This is a genomic window from Nonomuraea angiospora, assembly GCF_014873145.1.
GTDB classification, from domain to species: Bacteria; Actinomycetota; Actinomycetes; order Streptosporangiales; family Streptosporangiaceae; genus Nonomuraea; species Nonomuraea angiospora.
In genome coordinates this window covers 7,531,404-7,551,382 of record NZ_JADBEK010000001.1, presented here as the reverse complement: position 1 = coordinate 7,551,382, position 19,979 = coordinate 7,531,404, and the positions used below count along the sequence as shown (strand labels likewise).

The following is a 19,979-nucleotide window of genomic DNA, read 5'->3' as shown; positions in this document are numbered from 1 at the left end:
CCACTTCCTGGATACGCTGAAATCATGACTGCCCCTGGGCGAAGCCGCCCGGCCCACGTGCTGGCCAATGCGCCGTTTCGACGGCTTTGGATGGCCATGTCGGTGTGCAGCCTGGGCGACTGGCTCAACATCCTGGCGCTGACCGCCCTGGCCGGTAATCTCACGCAGAGCGACTACCGGCTGCAGTCGCTGGCCGTCGGCGGGGTGTTCATCGCCAAGATGCTGCCCGCCGTGCTGCTCGGGCCGCTCGCCGGGGTGTTCGCCGACCGGTTCGACCGGCGGCTGATGATGGTCGTGGCCGACCTGCTCAGGTTCGCCGTGGTGCTGTCGATCCCGTTCGTCCGCAGCTACCAGTGGGTGATCGTCGCGACCGTCCTGGTCGAGTGCGTCAACCTGTTCTGGGTCCCGGCCAAGGACGCCACGGTGCCCAACCTGGTGCGCAAGGAGCAGCTCGAGTCGGCCAACCGGCTCAACCTGCTCGTCACCTACGGCACCGCGCCGGTCGCGGCCCTGCTGTTCGCGGCGCTGTCCGTGGTGGGCGACATGCTCACGAGCGTGGTGCCGTTCATGTCCGGCCAGGACGCCACGTCGCTCGCGCTGGTCGTCAACGCCTGCGCCTACCTCGTCTCCGCCGTCCTGATCTTCACGCTGCGCGAGATCCCCAAGCGTGACGGCGCCATCTCCACGCCCTCCGTGCTCAAGCAGATCGTCGAGGGCTGGCGGTTCGTGGGCGGCAACCGGCTGGTGCGCGGGCTGATCATCGGCATGCTGGGCGCCTTCGCCGCGGGCGGGGCCGTGGTCGGCGTCGCGAAGATCTACGTCCAGGCGCTCGGCGGCGGCGACGCGGCCTACGGCGTCGTGTTCGGCGCGGTCTTCGTCGGCATGGCGCTGGGCATGTTCTTCGGCCTCAGGCTGCTGCGCGAGCTGTCGCGGCGGCGGCTGTTCGGCCTGGCCATCACCGTCGCGGGGCTCGTGCTGGTGGCCACCGCGCTGGTGCACAACCTGGTGATCGTGGTCATGCTGACCGTGCTGCTGGGGGCGTGCGCGGGCATCGCGTGGATCATCGGCTACACGCTGATCGGGCTCGAGGTCGAGGACGCGCTGCGGGGCCGTACGTTCGCGTTCCTGCAGTCCACGGCGCGGGTGACCCTGCTGCTGGTGGTCGCCGTGGCCAACCCGCTGGCGGCGATCTTCGACGTCCACTGGCTGCGGTTCGGCGCGCTCGCCTACCGGTTCGACGGCTCCAACCTGGTGCTGGTCATCGGCGGGGTGCTCGCGATGGTCGTGGGCATCCTGGCGCTGCGGCACATGGACGACAGGAAGGGCGTCTCGCTGGCCGGCGACCTCATCGCGGCGGTGCGCGGCGAGCGCTTCCCGGCCGAGTCGGCCGAGGCGGTGCCCGGGCTGTTCGTGGCGTTCGAGGGCGGCGAGGGGTCGGGCAAGACGACCCAGTCGCGGCTGATCGCCATCTGGCTGCGCGACCAGGGCTACGACGTGGTGCAGACGCGGGAGCCGGGCTCGACCAAGGTCGGCATGCGGCTGCGGGCGATCCTGCTCGACGCGGCCGAGCGCGGGCTGTCGGCGCGCTCCGAGGCCCTGCTCTACGCCGCCGACCGGGCCGAGCACGTGGAGAAGGTGATCCGTCCCGCGCTCTACCGGGGCTCGCTCGTGATCACCGACCGCTACGTGGACTCGTCCCTGGCCTACCAGGGGGCCGGGCGGGCGCTCGACCCCGAGGACGTGTCCAAGATCAACGCTTGGGCCACCGGCGGGCTGGTCCCGCACCTGACGGTGCTCATCGACACGCCGCCGCAGGTGGGGCTGACCCGGCTGGGCGGGGCCGCCGACCGGATCGAGTCGGAGCCGCTGGACTTCCACGAGCGGGTGCGCAAGGAGTTCCGGGCACTGGCCGCGGCTGCGCCCGAGCGTTACCTGGTGGTGGACGGCACGCTGGCGCCCGAGGAGATCACCCGCCAGATCCAGGACCGGATCCGCGACATCCTGCCGGACCCGGTGCCGCAGGAGTCCGAGGACGCCACGGGCACGATGCCCGCCATCCGCGGCGACTGGACGATGCCCACCATCCGCGACTAGCCCCTCCCGCGCGTACGCACGTGGGGCCCCTACGACGCGCCGCCGTCGCCGACGAGCCCGCCCCTCCCGCGCGTACGGGGCGTGGGGCCTCTACGACGGGCCGCTGTCGCCGATGAGCCCGCGCGTACGGGCGTGGGGACTGCCGTCGGCGGTTAGCCTTACGTCGTGGCAGTTTTCGATGACCTCGTCGGGCAGGACCAGGCGGTGGCCGTGCTGTCGCGGGCCGCGGCGGCGGCCGGGGAGGTCGTCAGGGGCGGGCGCGGCGCGGGCATGACGCACGCGTGGCTGTTCACCGGGCCGCCGGGCTCGGGCCGGGAGGACGCCGCTCGCGCTTTCGCCGCCGCGCTGCTCTGCTCCGACGGCGGGTGCGGCCACTGTGACCAGTGCCACCAGGTGTTCGTCGGCTCCCACCCGGACCTGGAGTCCGTACGCCCCCAGGGCCTGTCCTACAGCGTCAAGCAGACCCGCGAGCTCATCCTGCGCGCGGCCGGGGCGCCGACGCAGGGGCGGTGGCGGGTCATCCTGTTCGAGGACGCCGACCGGGCCACGGAGTCGGCCGCCAACGCCCTGCTCAAGGCCATCGAGGAGCCCCCGCCCCGTACGGTCTGGCTGCTGTGCGCGCCCGCCCCCGACGACCTCATGATCACCATCAGGTCGCGCTGCCGGGTGGTCAACCTGACCACCCCCGGCACGGAGGCCGTCGCCCATGTGCTGGCCACGCGCGACAGCGTGCCGCCGGAGGTGGCCAGGTTCGCCGCCAGGGCCGCCCAGGGGCACATCGGCAGGGCGCGGGCGCTGGCGCTCGACGAGGGCGTCAGGCGGCGTCGTGAGGCCGTCCTGGGCATCCCACGCTCGCTGACCGGGGTGGGTGAGTGCGTCTCGGCCGCCGAGCGGCTGGTCAAGACCGCGGAGGAGGAGGCCGCCGTGGCCACGGCCGCGCTCAACGAGAACGAGACCGCCGAGCTGCGCAAGCTCTACGGCGAAGGATCCACGGGCAAGGGGCTCAACCGGGGGCTCGTCCGCGGCGGGGCCGGGGCCCTGAAGGAGCTGGAGGACCGGCAGAAGTCGCGGGCCACGCGGATCAAGCGCGACTCGCTGGACGCGGCGCTGCTGGAGCTGGTGTCGTTCTACCGGGACGTGCTGGCGATGCAGTTCGGGGCCGGGGTCGAGCTGGCCAACGACGACCTCCGCTTCGACCTCGACCAGCTCGCCAAGGCGGCCACGCCCGAGGAGACGCTGCGCCGGATCGACGCGATCATGCAGTGCAGGGAGCGGCTGGCGGCGAACGTCAACCCGCAGATGGCCGTCGAGGCGATGATGCTGTCGCTGCGTTCCTGACCCGTGATCAAGGGGCACTAGGCTGCCCGGGGTCGATCGCGTGGGGATGGGGAGTGGCAGTGACCGGAGAGGCGCCTCAGGGGTTACGGTCGTTGATGGTCGCGCTGCTGGCCGGGATGTCGATCCTCGTCGGTACGCCGGCCGCGGCGGACCCGGTGTCCGCCCCGGAGGTCAGCGCGAGCGACGAATGGGAGATGACCGTCTTCCTGTGCGTTCCGACCACCTACGGCTGCCACAAGCGCGGTGCCACGGCGAAGCAGAAGCAGGCGCTCAGGACGTTCCTGGAGTCCAGGCCGGAGCTGAGCGACGTCCGGTTCGTGGATCGGGCGAGCGCGTACGAGAGCTTCCGGCGGGACTTCGCCGGCAACAGGACGCTGCTGAAGGCCGTGCGGGCGAAGGACCTGCCGGAGTCGTTCCGCCTGCGGGTGAAGAACGGGGCCGACCCGGATCGGGTGCGGCACGCGGTGTATCGGCGACCTGGGGTGGGCGAGGTCGTCGACCAAACCGTGCTCTATGGCGATACGCGGCCTATGGCGCCGAAATGGGACATTTCTATCTTTCTGTGCGTGAGGGACTCTGCCACGCCGGCCTGCCTGTCCGGTCGCGGCGGGGCGAACGGGAAGATCGCGACTCTCAAGGAGAAGAAGGCCGTAGTCAAGGCGATCGAGGGCACGCCCGGGGTCGAGACGTACGTCTTCGAGGACCAGGCGACGGCGTACCGGAACTTTGTCGAGTCCTACGCCGACAACGAGTCGCTCGTGAACGCCACCCGGATGTCGGACATTCCTGAGTCGTACCGGCTGAAAATGCGGTCCGAGACCGACTGGAACGCGGTGAGCCGCAGCCTGGCGCGGCTGCCAGGGGTGAGTCAGGTGTACAACCAGAGGTGTGTGGATGCCCAGACCAAGCTTCTCGCGGAGTACGGGCGGGGTGACCTGTCCGACAGCAAGGTCTGCGCGCCGCGTCAGTGAGCCCGTCGGGTGACTCGAGCAGACGTCATGCGAGGGCGCCAGGGGTGAGCCGGGCCATCTACCGAAAGTACGTGAACGACAGCAGCCGCCTGATGGACCGCTATGGGCTGATCCTGCCCGAGAGCAAGGTGTGCCCGATGGACAAGTGATCCGGCTCCCCCCTAACTCTCCGCGCGCGGCACACGTAATGTGGCAGGGAAGGTCTTACGACCGACCCCTAGGCCGTCAGGAGGCGAGCTCGAGCCCATGGGAATGATCATGGCCGTGAGCTTCACCCGTTACGGGAGGCTCTACTACCTCGATCCCGGCGAGCACAGCCCGAAGGTGGGCGACAAGGTGCTCGTGCCGACCGACTCGGGCCCCGAGGTGGCGGAGTGCGTCTGGGCGCCGCAGTACACGAGCGAGGACGTCGACGGCCTGCCCCTGTGCGCGGGCCTGGCGGGCGAGGAGCACCTGGCCCGAGACGAGACCAACAAGCGCCGCAGAGCCGAGGCCCGCAGCGTGTCGAAACGGCTGATCAAGCGGCACACGCTGCCGATGAAGGTGGTCGGGATCGACTACCTCGACGAGGACAACATCTACACGGTCTACTTCTCGGCGCCGCACCGGGTCGACTTCCGCGCCCTGGTCCGCGACCTGGCCCGCAACCTGCGGGCCAGGGTCGAGCTGCGGCAGATCGGGCCGAGGGACGAGGCGCGGCTGCAGGGCGGCATCGGGCCCTGCGGCCGTGACCTGTGCTGTGCCACGTTCCTGAAGGACTTCGAGCCGGTCTCGGTACGTATGGCCAAGGACCAGGACCTTCCGGTCAATCCACTGCGGATCGCTGGGGCGTGCGGGCGGCTCATGTGCTGCCTGAAGTACGAACACCCGCTCTACCAGGAGTTCCGCGCCTCGGCCCCGCGGGCGGGGGCGAACGTGGAGACCCCGCAGGGGCCTGGCGTCGTGGTGGGCCACAACGTCCCGTCGGACTCCGTGGTGGTGCGCCTCAACGACGGGGGGCGGCGCTGCGCCTGCTCGAAGGCCAGCGTGTGCGCGCCGCGAAAGGCGTACGACTCGACGTACGGAGATCCAAGCGAGGCGTGATCGAAGGAGCGAGGACCCCTTCGGCTCCTGTAGACTCTTCCAAGTCGCAGAGCACGCCGCCTTAGCTCAGTCGGCCAGAGCACTTCACTCGTAATGAAGGGGTCTGGGGTTCGAATCCCCAAGGCGGCTCCAGGTCAAAGGCCCTCCCAGATGATCCGGGAGGGCCTTTTGCATGGTCGTACAGCAACGGGGCCATGTTCTATTCGGAGAGATCCCCGCCCTCCTGGCCCGAAGGATCCATGGAGAGCAGATCCTCGTGCAGGGCCTGCAACGACCTGCCGGTGAGTTCGCCCGCCGGCGTCGTTTCCATCAGGCGCCATCCGGGAGCATCGGGTGCTTCGTCGTCGTAGCCGTGGGCTGTGATGCTGTACAGCAGGGCAAAGGCCGTCTCGTAGGCAACGGATCGAGCAACGCGTACGAGATCGGTACGATCGGCACCGGCTGCGAGTAGGCGCTCAGCAGCAGGGACGCTCTCCCGAGCGCTGGTTGCCGCCCAGCCGTTGATCAGTGTTGGCCAGATGTGACGCAGCGCGAGAAAGCGAGCAAGCTGGGGGATGTTCTCGGCCACCTCAGAGACAGTCCCACTGTCAGGATCCCCAGCGCCCAAGGCCGCGAAGCGCTCCCGCAAGGCAGCGGTTCGCGCGCGTTCCTCTTGATTCACTACTCCACCTCAGCACGGATCAAATAAAGAAGGCTCTCCAGGTTTCCGGAGAGCAGATACGGGTTGATCGTCAGTCTGACCGGATGTTGCGGGTGGGCGATCCACTTCCTTCCGCTACGGGGTCGCCGAGGCGGTCGTCCAGCACCGCGCCGCCCAGAGACGTCGTCCCTCGACACCACGGCCGCCGGCGGGCGAAGATCAGAAGAGTTCGATTTGCCTTTCTGCGGGAGGAAGAAGTGAGCGAGTACCCCCAGGATCGCCTGTACGCCGGTGAGCTGCACATGTGGGGCAACGGGGAGTGGTTCGAGCGCAACAGGAAGCTGGACACGCCTGGCGACCGGGTGAGGGTCGGCTTCACCACCTTCTTCATAGGTCAGATCCCCGACAGCGGGCTGCGGGTGGAGTTGCCTGAGGTGGGTAGCTACGTCGATTTCGGTGACTGCTTCGGTCGGGTCGTTTGGAGTCAGGAGGGGGATGCTGACTCTGATGAGGAGTGGGAGGACGGGGATGCTGCTCCTGGCGAGGCTTGGAGCGATTTCTGCGCACCAGTCGAGGCGAAAGTAGTCGCCGTCAACACCGAGCTCGCCAACACTCCGGAGCTAATCGTCAGGGACCCCTACGGCGAGGGCTGGCTGTTTGAGATGGAGATCCATGACCACAAGCCCAAGTCCGATTTCAATTGGGACGCGGACGGTTACGCCGAGTTCATCGCCCAAGCCGACGACTAGACCGGCAATCGCCGGGGTGCCCACCTACATGAGCTTCTAGGAGTCCCGGTAGTAATGGCGCAGGATCCAACCGATACGCATCTCACCTGTGCTTATCCAGCGTTCTCAGGCTGGTGGGCCAGACCCGAGTCCTGCCTGTCAATGCCACCCTGAGGGCTGTGCAGTTTGGCGTTGGTGGCCGGTTCGCCGTCCCCGCGGAGGTGGAGATGACCAGGGTGCTGGCCGAAAGTTCAGCCGTCGTCCGCGGAGATTAAAGATCAATTAGCGGCGCGGTGACGCGGGCTGTTGAGGCGGCGAGTGCTCATGCGGAGATTGTTTCACCGCGCTCGGGGGGCCGGGGTAGCGTTCCCCGGCGGCGCGTTCATGGTCGCTAATCGTATGTGTAACTGGTTGGCCTGAAGGGCGATCAGCTCGGCGAGTGCCGCGGTGAACGGGCCGGCGGCCTGGCCGGCGGGAAGAGCGTGCCCCAGTCCTCGGGAAAAGACCAGAGACCTGCACATGAGCGGATTCTCGGGGAGCCACAGCCACATGGCCTGAGCATCGAGGACGGCCCGTACTTCGTAAGAGAGGCGGGGTTCCGGCTTCACGCCATCCAGCCCGGGACACTCGCGCAGGCGCACAGCTTGGCAGGCATTCGCGGCGCGCCAGTGGCGCATGGACCGAATGCTTGTCAAGACGCTGAAGGTGTTGCTGAATCGCCCTGCTATGGCTGCCTCGCGTTCTATTGCCGCGCTCCAATGCTCAGGTTTGGATCTAAAGGGCGATCTTCTGGGGCGTATCTCCAAGCGGGGGGTTTCGAATGCGTCCTAGCGTCGCCGCCTGTCCTGCCCCCGGTGCTCTCGGGGCGGGCGGCTCATCGGCCTGTGCCGTCCTCCAAAAAGGAGTCGTGATCATGACCGCATTGACCTACACCGTCTTCACCGACCCGGCGTCCGTGGAGGCGTCAGCGGCCGGACGGAGGTCCAAATCCACAGGGACGGTGTACCTGGTCATCACCAACACCGCAAGGAGGACGGATTGGTCCAAGATCGAGGTGAAGGTGCCCGTCGGCGACGGCGTTGGCGACCTCACCCCGAACCTCCCGGAGATGAAGGGCAAGTACACCGACAACCGGTGGGGGACCCAGGCGACAACCCAGGAGGTGAAGGTCGTCCCGCAGCGGGACACCAACGTCTTCGAAGTCACCCCCAAGAGCGGGGGCGCAGCTTCTTTCAAACCCGGCGACTACCTGGTGCTGACGATGGAGAACGTCACCATTGCCGCCACCGCCGGGCCGGCCGTGCTGACGGTGCGAGAGAAGACCGAAGACGATGACGGGGAGCACACCCGCTACACGTCGGTGGCGCTGGTCAAGACCGCTCCGAAGGAGATTCCGGCGCCGCGCGACTTCCACCCGGACAAGGGCATGGTGGGCGCCGGCGAAAACCTCACGCTGAGCTGGGAGGGGTCCCCCGAATTCGACTACAAGATCCTGTTCCCCGGCGGGCAGAAGGACATTTCCTCGGACACGCGTACCTGGACCCCGCCCGACGCGCCGAAGCGGGCCACCACCTACACGCTCGTCGCCACCGACCCCGTCACCCAGAAGCAGCACTTCCTCACCACCACCGTCCAAGTGCGCTTCCCCGTCCTGGAAACGCTCACCGCCACCACCGGGATTGACACGCTCTGGGTCCAGGGGACGGTGGACGGAAAGAAGGGGCGAGTCACCTTCACCGATACAGGGGTGGAGATCTCCGGCAACTCCGGCGGGCGGGGGACGGTGACGGCCGACAGGGCCGACCTCAACGGTGTGAACACCGGGTGGGTGCAGGGGAGGAGCACCGACGACGGGAAGATCACCTTCCCCAAGGACGGGCTCGACGTCCGCAACGGAAGCGGGGCATGGGGAACTGTGCACGCCGACAAGGCCGACCTCAACGGCATCAACACCGAATGGGTGCAGGGGAGAAGCGCCGATGACGGATGGATCAGCTTCCCCAAGGAGGGGCTGAACGTGCGTAAGGGGGCCGGGCAGTCCTGGGGATCCGTGTTCGCCGACAGGGCAGACCTCAACGGTGTGAACACCGGGTGGGTGCAGGGGAGGAGCGCCGACGACGGGAAGATCACCTTCCCCAAGGACGGGCTCGACGTCCGCAACGGAAGCGGGGCATGGGGAACTGTGCACGCCGACAAGGCCGACCTCAACGGCATCAACACCGAATGGGTGCAGGGGAGAAGCGCCGGCGACGGATGGATCACCTTCCCCGTGGAAGGGCTCAAAGTCCACCGGAAGGACGACAGTCACCTGACACATCTGGAGGTCGGTTACGCGACCCACGACATCGTGAAAACCAGAATCGTGCGGGGACTGAATGACGATGACGGATGGATCAGCTTCCGCGCGGAGGGGCTGAACATCCGCAGGGGGCGTGGCACGGAACGGGGAACTCTGTTCGCCGCCAATACTGAACTAAAGGAATGAGCCCAACGTGGTCCACTCATAGGCATCAAGGAGTGGCGGCGCTGTGCGCCGCCACCCGGCCATGGGCCTGGGCCCACCAGGCATGCGGCATAGGCAGGATCGGGTCGGCAAAGTCGCGCCGAGCTGCACCTTTGTGCCCAGCGCTCGAAGGGCTTGCCGATCCGACTGGGTGACGAAGTGGGTGACAACGAGCGCGGCGCGGATGGTCGCTTATGGCCACTTGCGGGACAGTGAGTCCGTGGAGCCAGTGGATCAGAAAAGGTCGTGGTTTGACGCCCTGACCGTGCCGCAGCGCGTGGTCGTGGGCGCAGTATCAGCGGTGGGCCTCGTGGGTGGGATGGCGCTGTTGCTGATGGATCCTCCCCAGGATATGGCCGCGTTCTTGCTGATCTTGGCTTATGTCATCTCGGCGGCGGCTGTCCTACAGAGCATTCCCTGGGGTCGAGCACGTCTTGGGCGTGGGTATCGGCTCTGGTTGGGGTTTGCCTTGACCTTCAAGTCGCTGTCCGGTGAACTCACGACGCCTGCCTTTCAGGTCGCAGGACTGATCGTGCTCGCGGTGATCAGAGATCGGAGACTGAGGCAGGGGGATCAGCGAATCACGGCCCAGGTTCACTGATCGCCGAAGATTCGCTCCATCGCCGCCACTGCGCCCTTTTGCAGGACTGGACGGATCCGCTGAGGCGAACACGACCCGAGAGCGCCCTGAGGTCCTCGGTGCGTGTGCCGGTGAGCACGCGCTCGGCGTCTTGGCCTTGTCCGCCGGCCACTTATCCACAGCCTGTGTACTGAGTTCGCGGAGCTTCCGCTTGCCCAGAGCTCCCTGCGCCGTCTTCCCGACAGTGCTCGAATGGCCCTCGTATCCATGCGCCGGCTCCGCGACGATCGCGCATTTCGGTGCTCGGCCGCGGGACTGGGTGTGGTGGGGGACAATGTCCGCTGTCGATCATGTGCGGGGAGAGGCGGCCCATGGTTCGGTGGCGCCATCTGCGGTGGTGGGTGGCCGCACTGGTGGCGTGCATGCTGAGTTTCCTGTCCCTGTGGCTGCCGGTGTTTTTCCCCGACGAGGCGGGCGTGTTCTGTGCCGGCCCGCTCTCACTCAGCCCGTCCGAAATGCAATCTGGTCTCGAACGGGGGTGGGAGCGGCTGCGCGAGCCCGTGATGTCCACGGCGGCGCAGATTGTGGTCCTGTACGCACTACCCTCCATGAGCGTTCTGCTGTCAGGCGTGGTCGCCGCTCGGGCAGGGCGGCGGCTCAGTACGGCGGTGGGAGCGCTGGCTGTTTCGGCCACGCTGATGGTCGCGCTTGACTTGGTGTTCGCCGCGCTCGACTATTACCGGCTGCTCAACTGTGCGGGCTGGGACGGAAAGCTGCCGTGGTTTCTCTGGCAGCTCGTGCCGGTGCTCGGCAACGGCAGCGCGGCCGTTCTGCTGATCGCGGGAATCCGGGCCCGCTGGAGGATGGGGCGAGACAGCGAATCCGGTCCGGAACAAACGGTCGGCCGTTCCTGAAGTCGGCCCCTTAATGCCACCAGTCGCGTCGGGGGAGCCTGAGCCAGAGGTCGGGCTCGCCGACGATCGCCCGAGAGTCGGCCGGCCGTAAGCCTGCGCCAGCACAACAGTAGGCAACAGGCTCGCGGTGGTAGAGGTACGAGGCGAGGATCTCTTCGGGTGATTCGTCCGCGGACACGATGCCGCTGCCAGGACGCGTATCCCGCTCTTCAAGCCGGCCGTCGCGGGCAACGTGGCCCTGCATGCCGCTCGCGGCGTTGTCGAACATCCCATAGCAGACGGTGCCCACGGACAGGCGGCGCAGAACACCGTGCATGGAGGGGGCATATCCCCACGGCTGGCTGATGACACATCCGCCGGGCACGTCGGTGGCGCCGACGACGTGCAGACCCTCGTCTCCTGACAAATCATCGGGGAGCGAACCCGTGATCGGCGCGGCCTCCAGTCGTCGTGCGGCTTCGCCTGCGTTGACACCGGCGACGCAGGCCAGGCCGAGGCCCTCGTGGTAGATGTCTCCCAGCGCGGGGATCAGCCGTCTCGATTCCGCCACTGCAGTGGTTTCGGCGGTTGAGAGGCCTGGCTGCCCGGGACGGGCAGGGAACAAGTCGGGCGTAGGAGTGGCCAGGCTGAGGCGGCCGGGGGACCAGCCGCCCATCATGGGGCGCCACGGGTCCGCCCCGGCGGCGACGAGGGCTCGGGCGTTGTCCGCGCGGCCTTCGAAGACGGCCGTCCAGAGCGCGGTACGGCCTCGAAGTTCGGCGTCGACGTCGTCGACGCGCATGGCCAGTTCGGCGACCACTTCCGGCGATCCCCAGTCAGCCGCGACGTGCAGGGGCTTGTCGAAGATGCGCACGCCGGAGTTGGGATCGGCGCCCGCGGCGAGTCGGGCGCGGATGAGGTCGAGGTCTGTCCATTCGTCCCATCCGACGATCCACCATCCGACATCGTCGGTCGCAGCCATGGCACTCCTTGAACAGCGCAGGGACGTGTGTCTGACTGATCATGGTTTACAGGGCCGACGGTTTTTGGCCGGCAGGTGGCACGGGCGGCTCGTTCGGCTCTGAGAGTCGTGGTCGCCGTGGTCACCGTGTACGCCGGGCGAGCAGAGCCAGCAGGGCGAGCATGACGAGGCCGAGCGCGGCCAGCGACAGGCGGTCGGTGGTGTTCTCGCCGTTGGCGATCACGCCGAACGCGGTGTGCGCCACGAGCGCCCCGCCGGCCAGTGCCAGGCTGTGCCGGTCGCGCCACTCGCCGTGCGCCGCCCACCGGCGCAGCAGCACCGCTGCCGCCACCGCCAGGAGCGCCGCCGCCACCATCGGGACCGCCACCCAGCCGCCTTGGGTGAAGGCCGGGTGGCGGGCGCCGCCGAAGGGGAACAGCAGGGCGAGATATCCGAACGCCACCACCCCGGCCAGGCACGCGACGACCGGCGGCGCGGGAACCGTCCGGGGTGCGGCGGCGGCCACGTCCGGCGGGCGGGGGGTGAAGCGCAGCGCGAGCACCGCGAGCACCGCGATCGCCAGCACGAACGCCGCCAGCACCGCCGGCGGGGCCTGGTAGCCGGGGTCGATGAAGGCCGTCGTCCACCGCAGCAGCAGGGCGCCCAGCACGAACACCACCCCCGCCACGACCAGCCCGGTCCGCCCCAGATAGGGCCGATGGCGTAGATCCGGGATGGTGAGGTCCACCAAAAGGATCGGCAGCGCCACGCTGAAGACCGCGTGGTAGGGGATGTTCAGCTCGGTGTAGGCGCTGTTGAGGCCGAGGATCCTGGGCGCCCAATCCGCCACGCCGTAGATGGTCGGGCTGGTGAGCGCCTGCAGCGCCAGCCCTTCCTCCACGATCCCGTACGCCGCCCCGAGCAGCAGGATGGCGAGCCAGCCCCGGCCGGTACGGCGTACCAGCTCGCGGATCAGTACGGTGCCGGCGCCGTAGATCGGCACCCACAGCAGGAGCAGCCACGCCTGGCGGAGGGGCGGATTGCCGAGCGTCAGCTCGGCGACGACCGGGGTGAGCCCGGCCAGCAGGAGCGCGGCCCACCGGCCGCGTGCTCGTGAGGTGACCATGCGCCTACGGTCTCCCGCGGCGGGCGGGGCGCGCTGCTGCCGCCAGACCGGTTCGTGGCCTCTTCGGTCGCTTCCGGGTGGTGACTTTGGTTGCCATGGCGGGGTGGCGATGGTGACCTTGGTTGCTTACCAGGCGTAAGGCCGGTGGATACGATCTGCGGTTGTGTTCGCAGCACAGGGCCAGGACGGGGGCCGCCGCGACGGCGAACCCCGGAGGCATGGAGAAGCCGCAGACGGCGACGGCCCGGGGCAGGGCCGGGACCGCGCAGCCGCGAGCGGCGGTGGCGAGGTCGGGAGTGGCGGCGAGGTCGGGAGTGGCGGCGAGGCCGGGAGCGGTGGCGAGGTCGGGAGCGGCTGGGGTTCGGGGGCGGGTGGGCGGTCGGTGTCGGGGCGGTCGCGGCGTGACTGGGCGGTCGGGGCCGGTGGCATCGTGCTCGCCGTGGCCGGGGCCGGCGCGGTGGTCTGGGGGGATCTGGTCCCGGGAACGCCCGGCTGGTACCTGTGGGCCGACGTAGCCGGCGGAGCCCTGGCGTGCGTGGGGCTGTGGCTGTGCCGGAGGTGGCCGGTGGCCGCCTCGCTGGCCGTCATCGCGCTGTCCGTCCCGGCCGCGGCCGCGTCGGTGGCCGCGGGGATCGCCACGCTCGTCGCGGCGCTGTACCGGCGACCGCCCGCGGCTGTCGCGGTGGGGGTGGCTTGGGTGGCGGCGACGCTGGTCAGGTTCGCCTGGCGGCCGCCCGGGCTGGCGCCGTACCCGGTGTGGGCGCTGGTCGGCGTACTGTTCGGCGGGGCGATCACCGGCTGGGGCATCCTGGCCAGGACCCGGCGGGAGCTGCTGGCTTCACTGGCGGAACGGGCCCGCCGCGCCGAGGCCGACCAGCGGCTGCGCGCGGAGGAGGCCCGCCGCTCCGAACGCCTCGGCATCGCCCGCGAGATGCACGACGTTCTCGCCCACCGGCTGTCGCTGCTGGCGGTGCACGCGGGGGCGCTGGAGTTCAACGCCGGCGCCAGGCCGGACGAGGTCGCCGAGGCGGCCGGGGTTATCCGGACCAGCGCCCATCAGGCCCTGCAGGAGCTGCGCGCCGTCATCTCCGTGCTGCGCGAGAGCCCGTCGGCCGAGCTCCCGCTGACCGGGCTCGCGCCGCTGGTGGAGGAGTCGCGGCGGGCCGGGATGCGCATCGAGTTGCACGAGAACGACGTACGTTTCGCCGACCTGCCGGAGACGGCCCGGCGTACCGCGTACCGCGTCGTGCAGGAGGGGCTGACCAACGCGCGCAAGCACGCGCCCGGCCGGCCCGTCACCGTCATGGTCTCCGGCGCGGCCGGTGGCGAGCTGACAGTCGAGGTGCGTAACCCGCTGCCCGCGGGGCGGGAGGCGGCGGAGCTGGCCACGACCGGGGGCGGAGCCGGGCTGGCCGGGTTGGAGGAACGGGTCTCGCTGGCGGGTGGGCGCCTGGAGCGGGGAAGCACTGACGGCGGCGGGTTCCGGCTGACGGCGCGGCTACCATGGCCAAGTGAGCGGCCCCATGAATGAGCCCGTGAGTGGCCCCACGAATGAGCCCGTGAGTGGCCCCACGAATGAGCCCATGAGCGAGCCGGTGAGCGGATCCGCGGGTACGCCCGGGGGTGAGGGTGCGAGTGCGTCTTCCGGTGGGGCCGGGAGTGCGTCCGCCGCGATCCGGGTGCTCATCGTGGACGACGACGCGCTCGTCCGTACCGGGCTGACGCTGATGCTCAAGGGCGCGCCCGCCCTCCAGGTGGTGGGTGCGGTGGCCGACGGCGCGCAGGTCCAGGCCGCCGTCGGTGAGCACGCTCCCGACGTGGTGCTGATGGACATCCGGATGGCCGGCGTCGACGGCATCGACGCGACCCGCAGGCTGCGTGCCCGCCAGGACGCGCCGGAGGTCATCATTCTGACCACGTTCGACGCCGACGAGCACGTGTTCCGGGCGCTGCGCGCTGGAGCCAGCGGGTTCCTGTTGAAGGACACGCCGCCCGAGGGGATCGTCGAGGCGATCCGGCGCGTCGCCGCAGGCGAGCCCAGCCTTTCGCCGAGCGTCACCCGGCGGCTGATCGCCCATCTGGTGCCCGAGGAGGACGACCGGCGGCGGGCCGACGCCCGGCGGGTGCTGTCGGCGCTCAGCGGCCGCGAGCGGGAGGTGGCGCTGGCGGTGGGGCAGGGCAAGACCAACGCCGTCATCGCCGGTGAGTTGCACATGAGCGTGGGGACGGTGAAGGGCTACATCTCCCGCATCCTCACCAAGGCGGGCCTGGACAACCGCGTCCAGCTGGCGCTGGTCGTCCACGACGCCTCATAGGACGGCCGCGAGAGCCCGTGAGCCGCGCGGCGAGAGGGCGTCTGCGTGTCCGGGTGCCTGTTGCCGAAGATCCCTTGTAGGGCATCATGGCGCGATGAGCGTGCGCTACGACGACCTGCTCGGCCCCCCTCCGAACGGCATACGACGATAGTGCCGAGCGACGTGACGCCAGCGGCAAGGCCCCATGGAAGCTGGCGGAGCGGGAGGCGTTCCTGAGCCGTCTGCAGGACGGCCGTTGCAGGCGCCTGCTGGAGGTCGGCGCCGGAACCGGCCACGACAGCGCGTACTTCCAGGAGAACGGCCTGGAGGTCGTGGCCGTCGATCTGTCGCCCGCCATGGTGGCTCTCTGCCGGGAGAAGGGCGTCGAAGCCCATGCCATGGACTTCCTGAGCCTCGATTTCGCGCCTGGTTCGTTCGACGCGGTGTACGCGCTGAACTGCTTGCTGCACGTGCCCAACAGCGACCTTCCTGCGGTGATGGATACCATCCACACGCTGATGCGGCCCGGTGGCCTCTTCTATCTCGGCGTGTACGGCGGGGGCAGCGTGACGGGTGAGGGTCCCTTCGAGAAGGACGATCAGCGTCCTCCTCGGTTCTTCTCCTTCCGCAGCGATGAGCAGCTCCAGGAGTACGCACGCAGGACTTTCGAGGTGGTGGACTTCCACATCGTGGGAGCTGACGAACTCCGGTTCCAGTCGCTGACGTTGCGGCGATCTGGAGTATGAGGTGGGCATGAGACGCCGTACCGCGCCGCTCAAGGCGATCGCGATGGGCGCGTTGATGATCGTCGGATTGCTGAATCCGGCAGCGGCTTCGTCGCGGGCGGATGTCCGTCCGCTCGGCAAGCCTCTCAAAGGCCACACGGCCCAGGTGGAGGCGGTGGCGGTGGGCAAGCGCAGTGACGGCACCCCGGTCATCGTCTCCGCCGGCTACGACAAGACCGTGCGGATCTGGGACCTGGACACCGGAAAAGCCCTCGGTAAGCCCCTCAAGGGCCACAAGGGCGAGATCTACGATGTCGCCGTCGGCAGGCGCAGCGACGGGACCCCGGTCATCGTCTCCGGTGCCGCCGACGACATACGGATCTGGAACCTGAACACCGGAAAGCCGATCGGCAAGCCTCTCAAGGCTCGGAACGGGCTTGTCTATGCGGTGACGACCGGCAGGCGCGGCGATGGCACCCCGATCATCATCTCCAGCGGAGACGCCCTGACCAGGGACGTCGAAATCTGGAACCTGGACACGGGAAAACTCATCGGCAAGCCGTCCGTCAACCCCTTCGCGTTCACGGTCACCCAACTGGTGACCGGCAGACGCAGCGACGGCACGCCTGTGTTCGTCACGGGCGCGACCAACGGCAGGGCGCGTATCTGGAACATGAACACGGGCAAGCCTCTCAGCAAATCTCTCAGCCGATGCGGCACCTGCCTGGTGGAAGGGTTGGCCGTAGGCAAGCGGGGCGACGGCACTCCGGTGGCCGTCACCGTTGACGTCCCGGGCTCTCCGGCCGAGGAGGGCAGCGCTCCCAAGAGCTCGATGCGGATCTGGAACCTGGACACCGGCAAGCCCATCGGAGAATCCATCGTCGCCCAGGGCGACACCACCATGGAGGTCGCGGTCGGGCAGCGAGGCGACGGCTCCCCGGTCATCGTTTCCGGTGACGGCGGCGGCCTGTCGGTGTGGGACCTGGACACGGGAGCTCGCGTTGGCGGACCCTTCGCCGGGCACACTCGCGCGATATTCGCGTTGGCGATCGGGAAACGCAGCGACGGTACGCCTGTCGCCATCTCGGGCGGCCTCGACAAGACCATTCGGGTGTGGAGCCTGGGCTCCTGAGGATCCACGGCACAGCGATGAAAGGCATGTGATGGATGGTCAGCGGTTCGCCGAGATCGCGCGTGCGGCCTTCGGGGACGGGCGCCGGCCGGCAGGGGTCGAGCGGCTCAGGGGCGGGAGCAAGAAGGGGGTTTATCGGCTCTCGTTCGACGACGGGCGGCCCGGTGCGATCGTCTATGTCTGGTCCCAGGAGGAGGACTTCTGGCCCGCCGCGGCGAACGCCGACTCGCAGACCCCGTTCGGCCACGCGTCCGGGCTGCGGTTCTTCGAGGCCGCCCATGGCCGGTTGAGCGGTCTCGGGGTGCGGGTGCCCGAGGTCTACCTGGTGGACCGGCCGGGCGACGTCGTGGTGGTCGAGGACGTGCGCGGAGGGACGCTGGAGGCGTTGCTGCGCGACGACCCGGCGCGGGCGGGCCGGGTGATGGATCGGCTGGCGGAGAGCCTCGAGGCCATGGGACGGGAGCGGGCCCCATGGGTGGGGAAGATCGAGGGGACCCGGCGGCGATCGGCGGTCGAGGTCGTGCTGGAGCAGGCGCTGCGGGACCTGGACGAGGCGGCCGTACGGGTCGGGCGGATCGGCGCGGTCCGGGAGGACTTCGAGAGCGCGCTGCGCGAGATGGCCGCGGACGTGGAGCCTCGGGCCGATCACGGGCTCATCCACGGGGAGCTCGGGCCCGACCACGTGCTGGTGGACGACCACGACGTGCCGGTGCTGATCGACATCGAAGGCACGATGTTCTTCGACGTCGAGTGGGAGCACGTCTTCCTGCGGATCCGCTTCCACGAGCATTACGAGCGGCTGCGCGTCGACGGGCTGGACGAAGACCGGATGAGGCTGTACGCGCTGGCCCAGCACCTGTCGCTCACCGCGGGGCCGCTCCGGCTGCTAGACGGCGATTTCCCGGAGCGGGAGTTCATGCTGGGGATCTCGGAGTTCCACAGCGGGGAGGCGCTCGAATTTCTCGCGAGAAGGCGATGAGTTCCGCGGGCCGGAGCAGTCTCAAAGACATGCGGAAAATCATCTACTCGATGCTGATCTCCCTCGACGGCTACGTGGAGTCGCCCAACGGCGACATCGGCTGGTCCGCGCCCGACGACGAGGTCCACGCGTTCATCAACGACATGTCCCGCGAACTGGGCGGCTCCCTGTACGGCCGCCGCCTCTACGAGAACATGTCCGCCTACTGGCCCACCGCCGACGAGCGGCCCGACGCCCCCGCGCTCGAGGTCGACTTCGCCAGGACCTGGCGGGCCATGCCCAAGTACGTCTTCTCCAAGACCCTCGACCACGTCGGCTGGAACAGCACGCTCGTCACCGGCGACCTCGAGGAGGAGGTGACCAGGCTCAAGCGGCAGGACGGCGGCGACCTCGACCTGGGCGGGGCCACGCTGGCGGGCAGCGTGCTGCGGCTCGGGCTGGTGGACGAGTTCCGCATCTTCGTCCACCCGCTCGTCCTGGGCGCGGGCAAGCCGTTCTTCCCCCAGCTCGACACCTCCATCAGGACCCGGCTGCTGGAAACCCGGGCGTTCCCCTCGGGGATCGTTTACCTGCGTTACGAAGTCACGTAGCCTGACAGGAAAATCCTTAGGAAGGTTTCCTGTCGATAATGCGCGCGCTGCCCGCCTTAGCGGCCCTCCTGCTGATCACCGCCTGCGGTCCGGCCCGGACCCAGGAGGTCCCGGTCAACGCCGAGGACGTGATGTTCGTGCAGATGATGGTGCCGCACCACCGGCAGGGCATCGAGATCGCCAAGGTGGGGGCGGAGCGCGCCACCACGCCGGAGCTCAGGACGCTGGCCGCGGCCATCGCCAGCACGCAGCAGGGCGAGGTCGAGCGGATGCTGCGCTGGCTGCACTCCTGGGACCAGCCGCTCACGCCCCCGACCGGCGCGCACGACCACCACGGAGGCCTGCCCGAGACCGACGTCAAGCGGATCCAGGCGCTGCGCAAGTCGAAGACCTTAGAGCACGACCTGCTCAACCTGCTCATCGCGCATCAGGACGACGCCGTGCAGATGGCCGCCGCCGAGGTGGCGGGCGGGGCCAACCCGGCCGTACAGCAGTGGGCGGGGCAGGTGCGGACCTCGCGCAAGGGGCAGATCGAGATCATGATGAAGCTGCTGAAGCAGTGAACGCCGCGGTCCGCGCCGGCCCACGTCTCATGAGGAAATCATAGACGCCCAGACGAATAAGTGATTAGATCACTTGATATGTCCGAGGTAACGCGGCCGACGCTGTCCGACGCTCTGACCGAGCGCATGCTGGAGCTCATCCGTACGGGAGGGCACCGGCCCGGCGACAGGCTGCCCTCGACCAGGGAGCTCTCCCAGCGTTTCGCCGTCACCACCCCGACGCTGCGCGAGGCGCTACGCAGGCTCGAGGCCACCGGGGCCATCGAGATGCGGCACGGCTCCGGCATCTACGTCGGAACCGACATCGAGCGGGTCGTCCTGCCCAACCCCAACATGCGCGAGATGCACGCCGCCCAGCTCCTGGAGCTGCTCGGCGCGCGGATCGTGATCGAGCCCCCGCTGGCCGCGATGGCCGCGCACAACGCGGACCCCGAGGAACTGGCGCCGCTCAAGCGGGTGCTCGAAGAGGCGGGCAGGCACCTGCACGGCCACGACGCCCTCCTGCACGACGCGAACATGTCCTTCCACCGGGCGACGGCCCGGCTGGCCGGCAACAGCGTGCTGCACGAGGTCGTCGACTCGCTGCTCACCGTCCACGGACCCGAGCAGCGGGAGATCCTGCAGATCTTCGACGACCGGCGCCGCGACTACGACGAGCACCTGGCGATCCTGGAGGCCATCGAAGCACGCGACGCGGCGCAGGCCGAGGAGCGCATGCGGGCCCACCTGGTGGACGTCAAGACGGTCATAGAGCACAGGCTGCAATCCCCCTGATGTAA

At 68.9% G+C, this 19,979-nt stretch carries 19 protein-coding genes and 1 tRNA gene; 17 read left to right on the top strand and 3 right to left on the bottom strand.

Features of this window, described 5'->3' with window-relative positions; translation table 11 throughout:
- Nucleotides 1-24: 24 nt before the first annotated feature.
- The 5 genes from tmk to H4W80_RS34310 all read left to right on the top strand — a co-directional run bounded on the left by tmk (nucleotide 25) and on the right by H4W80_RS34310 (nucleotide 5,618).
- Entirely contained in the window at nucleotides 25-2,094 is a 2,070-nt protein-coding gene (tmk, locus tag H4W80_RS34330; RefSeq protein WP_192788871.1) for a dTMP kinase, read from the top strand.
- Between the two features lie 165 nt (nucleotides 2,095-2,259).
- Nucleotides 2,260-3,432 (top strand): DNA polymerase III subunit delta', encoded by a 1,173-nt coding sequence (locus H4W80_RS34325; protein ID WP_192788870.1) that lies wholly within the window; start codon nucleotides 2,260-2,262, stop codon nucleotides 3,430-3,432.
- Nucleotides 3,433-3,491: 59 nt separating this feature from the next.
- Nucleotides 3,492-4,403, top strand: a complete 912-nt coding sequence (locus H4W80_RS34320) for a permease-like cell division protein FtsX (RefSeq protein WP_192788869.1) — start codon at nucleotides 3,492-3,494, stop codon at nucleotides 4,401-4,403.
- Between the two features lie 252 nt (nucleotides 4,404-4,655).
- On the top strand, nucleotides 4,656-5,486 hold the full coding sequence (locus tag H4W80_RS34315; protein WP_192793905.1) for a PSP1 domain-containing protein: 831 nt from the start codon (nucleotides 4,656-4,658) through the stop codon (nucleotides 5,484-5,486).
- Between the two features lie 55 nt (nucleotides 5,487-5,541).
- Nucleotides 5,542-5,618: transfer RNA gene (locus H4W80_RS34310), tRNA-Thr, on the top strand.
- A 67-nt stretch (nucleotides 5,619-5,685) separates the two neighbouring features.
- Here H4W80_RS34310 and H4W80_RS34305 read toward each other — a convergent pair.
- Nucleotides 5,686-6,054 carry a hypothetical protein gene (locus H4W80_RS34305; protein WP_225963816.1) on the bottom strand — a complete coding sequence of 123 codons (369 nt, stop codon included), beginning with the start codon at nucleotides 6,052-6,054 and terminating at the stop codon, nucleotides 5,686-5,688.
- Nucleotides 6,055-6,383: 329 nt separating this feature from the next.
- On the opposite strand from H4W80_RS34305, the gene H4W80_RS34300 reads away from it, so the two are divergent.
- From H4W80_RS34300 to H4W80_RS34285, 4 genes are all read left to right on the top strand, one after another.
- Nucleotides 6,384-6,875: a biotin/lipoyl attachment domain-containing protein gene (locus H4W80_RS34300; protein ID WP_192788868.1), complete on the top strand. Its 492-nt coding sequence runs from the start codon at nucleotides 6,384-6,386 to the stop codon at nucleotides 6,873-6,875.
- Between the two features lie 979 nt (nucleotides 6,876-7,854).
- Entirely contained in the window at nucleotides 7,855-9,339 is a 1,485-nt protein-coding gene (locus H4W80_RS34295) for a hypothetical protein (protein ID WP_192788867.1), read from the top strand.
- Between the two features lie 238 nt (nucleotides 9,340-9,577).
- Nucleotides 9,578-9,958, top strand: coding sequence for a hypothetical protein (locus tag H4W80_RS34290; RefSeq protein ID WP_192788866.1), 381 nt, complete (start codon nucleotides 9,578-9,580; stop codon nucleotides 9,956-9,958).
- A gap of 401 nt (nucleotides 9,959-10,359) precedes the next feature.
- Nucleotides 10,360-10,851, top strand: coding sequence for a hypothetical protein (locus H4W80_RS34285; RefSeq protein WP_192788865.1), 492 nt, complete (start codon nucleotides 10,360-10,362; stop codon nucleotides 10,849-10,851).
- Between the two features lie 10 nt (nucleotides 10,852-10,861).
- Here the strand turns inward: H4W80_RS34285 and H4W80_RS34280 are convergent, their stop codons facing one another.
- Entirely contained in the window at nucleotides 10,862-11,812 is a 951-nt protein-coding gene (locus H4W80_RS34280; protein WP_192788864.1) for an ankyrin repeat domain-containing protein, read from the bottom strand.
- Nucleotides 11,813-11,933: 121 nt separating this feature from the next.
- The gene (locus H4W80_RS34275) at nucleotides 11,934-12,917 is read right to left on the bottom strand and encodes a hypothetical protein (RefSeq protein ID WP_192788863.1); all 984 of its coding nucleotides are present in this window, start codon (nucleotides 12,915-12,917) and stop codon (nucleotides 11,934-11,936) included.
- 163 nt (nucleotides 12,918-13,080) lie between these two features.
- Here H4W80_RS34275 and H4W80_RS34270 point away from each other — a divergent pair, with 163 nt between their 5' ends.
- The 8 genes from H4W80_RS34270 to H4W80_RS34235 all read left to right on the top strand — a co-directional run bounded on the left by H4W80_RS34270 (nucleotide 13,081) and on the right by H4W80_RS34235 (nucleotide 19,974).
- Complete coding sequence (locus tag H4W80_RS34270) at nucleotides 13,081-14,448, top strand: sensor histidine kinase (RefSeq protein WP_318787197.1); 1,368 nt, start codon at nucleotides 13,081-13,083, stop codon at nucleotides 14,446-14,448.
- Nucleotides 14,449-14,596: 148 nt separating this feature from the next.
- The gene (locus H4W80_RS34265) at nucleotides 14,597-15,232 is read left to right on the top strand and encodes a response regulator transcription factor (RefSeq protein ID WP_318787196.1); all 636 of its coding nucleotides are present in this window, start codon (nucleotides 14,597-14,599) and stop codon (nucleotides 15,230-15,232) included.
- A 191-nt stretch (nucleotides 15,233-15,423) separates the two neighbouring features.
- The gene (locus H4W80_RS34260) at nucleotides 15,424-15,957 is read left to right on the top strand and encodes a class I SAM-dependent methyltransferase (RefSeq protein WP_192793902.1); all 534 of its coding nucleotides are present in this window, start codon (nucleotides 15,424-15,426) and stop codon (nucleotides 15,955-15,957) included.
- Between the two features lie 7 nt (nucleotides 15,958-15,964).
- The gene (locus H4W80_RS34255; protein WP_192788861.1) at nucleotides 15,965-17,068 is read left to right on the top strand and encodes a WD40 repeat domain-containing protein; all 1,104 of its coding nucleotides are present in this window, start codon (nucleotides 15,965-15,967) and stop codon (nucleotides 17,066-17,068) included.
- A 31-nt stretch (nucleotides 17,069-17,099) separates the two neighbouring features.
- A complete protein-coding gene (locus H4W80_RS34250) occupies nucleotides 17,100-18,047 on the top strand; it encodes a phosphotransferase family protein (protein WP_192788860.1) in 948 nt (315 codons plus the stop codon).
- Between the two features lie 29 nt (nucleotides 18,048-18,076).
- A complete protein-coding gene (locus H4W80_RS34245; protein WP_192788859.1) occupies nucleotides 18,077-18,637 on the top strand; it encodes a dihydrofolate reductase family protein in 561 nt (186 codons plus the stop codon).
- A 38-nt stretch (nucleotides 18,638-18,675) separates the two neighbouring features.
- Nucleotides 18,676-19,200, top strand: coding sequence for a DUF305 domain-containing protein (locus tag H4W80_RS34240; protein ID WP_192788858.1), 525 nt, complete (start codon nucleotides 18,676-18,678; stop codon nucleotides 19,198-19,200).
- A gap of 78 nt (nucleotides 19,201-19,278) precedes the next feature.
- Nucleotides 19,279-19,974, top strand: a complete 696-nt coding sequence (locus tag H4W80_RS34235) for a FadR/GntR family transcriptional regulator (protein WP_192788857.1) — start codon at nucleotides 19,279-19,281, stop codon at nucleotides 19,972-19,974.
- Nucleotides 19,975-19,979: the final 5 nt, after the last annotated feature.

Bases quoted from the DNA above. Each gene is read 5' to 3' on its own strand.
- tmk (WP_192788871.1), top strand. From the start codon at position 25: ATGACTGCCCCTGGGCGAAGCCGCCCGGCCCACGTGCTGGCCAATGCG.
- H4W80_RS34315 (WP_192793905.1), top strand. From the start codon at position 4,656: ATGATCATGGCCGTGAGCTTCACCCGTTACGGGAGGCTCTACTACCTC.
- H4W80_RS34285 (WP_192788865.1), top strand. From the start codon at position 10,360: ATGCTGAGTTTCCTGTCCCTGTGGCTGCCGGTGTTTTTCCCCGACGAG.
- H4W80_RS34280 (WP_192788864.1), bottom strand. From the start codon at position 11,812: ATGGCTGCGACCGACGATGTCGGATGGTGGATCGTCGGATGGGACGAA.
- H4W80_RS34275 (WP_192788863.1), bottom strand. From the start codon at position 12,917: ATGGTCACCTCACGAGCACGCGGCCGGTGGGCCGCGCTCCTGCTGGCC.
- H4W80_RS34255 (WP_192788861.1), top strand. From the start codon at position 15,965: ATGAGACGCCGTACCGCGCCGCTCAAGGCGATCGCGATGGGCGCGTTG.
- H4W80_RS34250 (WP_192788860.1), top strand. From the start codon at position 17,100: ATGGATGGTCAGCGGTTCGCCGAGATCGCGCGTGCGGCCTTCGGGGAC.
- H4W80_RS34245 (WP_192788859.1), top strand. From the start codon at position 18,077: ATGCGGAAAATCATCTACTCGATGCTGATCTCCCTCGACGGCTACGTG.
- H4W80_RS34240 (WP_192788858.1), top strand. From the start codon at position 18,676: ATGCGCGCGCTGCCCGCCTTAGCGGCCCTCCTGCTGATCACCGCCTGC.
- H4W80_RS34235 (WP_192788857.1), top strand. From the start codon at position 19,279: ATGTCCGAGGTAACGCGGCCGACGCTGTCCGACGCTCTGACCGAGCGC.